Below are 2,906 nucleotides of genomic sequence, written 5' to 3'. Positions count from 1 at the left end.
CCCGATGACGGACGGGTGCCTTTTTTGCCGTACTGCCATGAGAGGCCCGGGCAACGTCCCGGGCTTTTTTAGTTGGCCTCGTCGATGTAGATTTCGGGGGTTTCCCCGCGAACATCGAAGTAGAAACCGTAGGTGCCGGTCTCGGGCGGGGTAAAGCGAAAGTTTTCGAAGACAGCGGAACAATTCGCCTTTACCGGCTTGTTTAGCTGAACATCTTTGTCTTCTTCCGACAGATAGCCGCAATTGGTGCCCGACGTCCAGTTGGCATCACCAAACTTGAACTCATAGGGTTGCCCGTCAGCCTTGAGTTCCACTTCCGTGCGATAGAGCCCATTGTCCACTTTCTTGACCTTGTATTCCGGCAAGGCATCCCACCAGGCAAATTGCCCGCGTAGATACAGGGATTTGCTGTAATCGCGTTCACCACCGGTGGTGGCGCAACCGGCAGTGATGGCCATAACCGAGGCCAAAGCCAGCGTTGTGAGTTTCCTGTTCATGATTGTCTCCTCTATGGTTGCTGGCCCCATGGATTTATCCTTCCATGGGGCCGCCAGGGGCCGTTGTCAGCGGCCTTATCGATTGAATACAGCGACTGACAGGGCGGGTACCGTGAAGGTGCCGTTTGTTGCTGCAGCGGTCTGTTCCGGGGAGGTGTCCGTCATCACGGAGAAGGCCTCGTTAAGGCTGGTGTCCAGTTCCTGTTGGGTCCCTGTGCTGTTGATCACCACGACGATCTGATCCACGTCGCTGTCCAGATCGGTCAGGCCGTTGTTGGGGCCGTCGTCGAGACTGAAAGCAATCACGCCGGGTATCTGGCTGGGGCCGGTGTTGTGGAACGCCAGCCTTTCACTGACCTGTTCAGCGGTGCGTAGACGGAAGAGCTCGCTTTCGCTGCGAACCATCAACAGTTTCTCGACTTGCTCGCGGGTGTAGTCGATTTCGCTTAGGGTCGGGCCGGCTTGGAACTGCCCAATAATCTCAGTGATCAGGTCCCAGTTCGCGCCGTCCTTGTCCTGGCGGGGCAGGCCGCGGTTCCAGGCGGTTTCCTGGTAACTGAAGTCAACTTCATTGAACCAGTCGCCGGAATCATAGCTGTCTCTTTCCATGGATTTGGAACGCAACAGTTCCGAGCCCATATGGATGAAGGGAATGCCCTGGCTGAGAATAGGCAGGGAAAGGCCCACCACCTGCATCTGGGCACGCTGTTGAAGCGTGGCAGTGAAATCCGCCTTGTACTGGTTGTTGTCCCAGAGCGTCTGGTTGTCGTGCTTGGAGACGTAGTTGATGATTTCCTGTGGATCGCTGGTATAACCGGCATTCTGGCCGTTGTAGTCGATTTCCTTTCCGGTCCTGGTTGATCCGTCGGCGGTGACCAGCGGATAGTCGCTCAGGCTGCCGGCAATACCGACGCGGATCCAGTCGCTGACCTGCAGTAACCGGTTTCTTTCAGCGTCACTGCCACTGTTGCGATCATTAGGAATACTGAATAGACCGTTGCTGAAGCCCTGGTTGGCGCGCAGTGCGTTGCCACCATCGAAGGGGCCGCCACCACGTACGGCGTCACGCAGGCGGTCGTTGAATGAGCCAATGCCCGTTCCAGCCATGTTTGGCTGGATGGCATTCACACCACGGGCGTTATTGGCCACTTCACCAAAGTTCCAGCCCTCCCCGTAGAAGTAAGTGTCGGGGTCGACGGCGGTCACGGCATCCAGTGCTTTCTCCATATTGGAGAGCATGTGATGACCCATCAGATCGAAACGGAATCCGGAAATGTTGTACTCCGACGTCCAGGTGACCAGGGAGTCGATCATCAGCTTTTCCATCATTCGGTGCTCGGACGCGGTGTTCTCGCAGCAGGTTGACTGCTCAACAACGCCGGTTTCCGGGTTCTGGCGGTGGTAATAGCCTGGTACCAGTTTGTCGAGCACCGACTTGTCTGCAAGTCCGGAGGCGTTGGTGTGGTTGTAGACCACGTCCAGTACCACGTTCAGGCCCAGATTGGTGGCGGACTGCACCATCTCGCGAAATTCCCGTATCCGGGTCACGCCGTTGGCATCAGAGGCATAGCTGCCCTCGGGAACGGTGTAGTGCACGGGATCATAGCCCCAGTTGAAGCTGTCGAGGCCGCGAAAAGTACCATACAGTGCCTGGGCGTCACCGGTTGTCGGGTCGAAGGACGCCAGTACCGTGCGGATGGTATCGCCACTGCCACAGAGGTCGGCGTAGTTCGAAGCCGCTTCGTCAGACAGGTTGCACAGCTTGCTGAAGTCGTCGTCGATTTTGACGACGTTGGCCGGGTCTTCGTTGATGGTTGCGATATCGAAGGACGGCAGCAGGTGGAGATGAGTAATACCCGCATTCGCCAGACTTTCCAGATGAGTGACGCCATCGCTGGTGGATTCCGTAAAGGCGGCGTATTTGCCCCGATTGGCAACCGCAACGGTTTCGTCGGTGGCACTGAAATCGCGAATATGGGTTTCATACACCACGACATCCTCGGGTGCCTGCACTGCCGGTGGGGTCAGGCTGTCCCAGTTGGCTGGTTTCAGGTCGCTGTCAGCCAGGTCGACAACCTGTGCATACACGCCGTTTTCTGAAAGGCTCAGGGCATAGGGGTCCGATGTCATGGTGGTTTCGATGGCATCGGTGCGCGGGTGATAGACCGTCACTTCATACTGGTAGAACTTGCGGTCCACATCAGCGGTGTTGCCGGTATGCCTCCAGACGCCGTTGTCCCGGGTCATGTCTACCGGATAGCCGCTCACCATGCTGCCGTCAGCATTGAACACGTGCAGGCGCATGCTCTGGGCCGTTGGGGCCCAAACCGCAAACCCGGTATCGGCGCCGCTGACGGTAGCGCCCAGAGTGCCGTCATAGGCATAAAGGTCGTCGAGTACACCTGGGAT

At 57.4% G+C, this 2,906-nt stretch carries 2 protein-coding genes; both read right to left on the bottom strand.

The window, feature by feature from the left end; translation table 11 throughout:
- Nucleotides 1-68: 68 nt before the first annotated feature.
- Nucleotides 69-497: an early set domain-containing protein gene (locus tag MDG893_RS20300; RefSeq protein WP_007155729.1), complete on the bottom strand. Its 429-nt coding sequence runs from the start codon at nucleotides 495-497 to the stop codon at nucleotides 69-71.
- 75 nt (nucleotides 498-572) lie between these two features.
- A partial coding sequence (gene pulA, locus MDG893_RS20295) for a pullulanase-type alpha-1,6-glucosidase (protein ID WP_007155728.1) occupies nucleotides 573-2,906 on the bottom strand: 2,334 nt, incomplete at its 5' end.

This window comes from Marinobacter algicola DG893 (genome assembly GCF_000170835.1).
Lineage (GTDB): Bacteria > Pseudomonadota > Gammaproteobacteria > Pseudomonadales > Oleiphilaceae > Marinobacter > Marinobacter algicola.
Note: the sequence above shows the minus strand (reverse complement) of the source record. Positions and strands in the feature narration are given on the sequence as shown.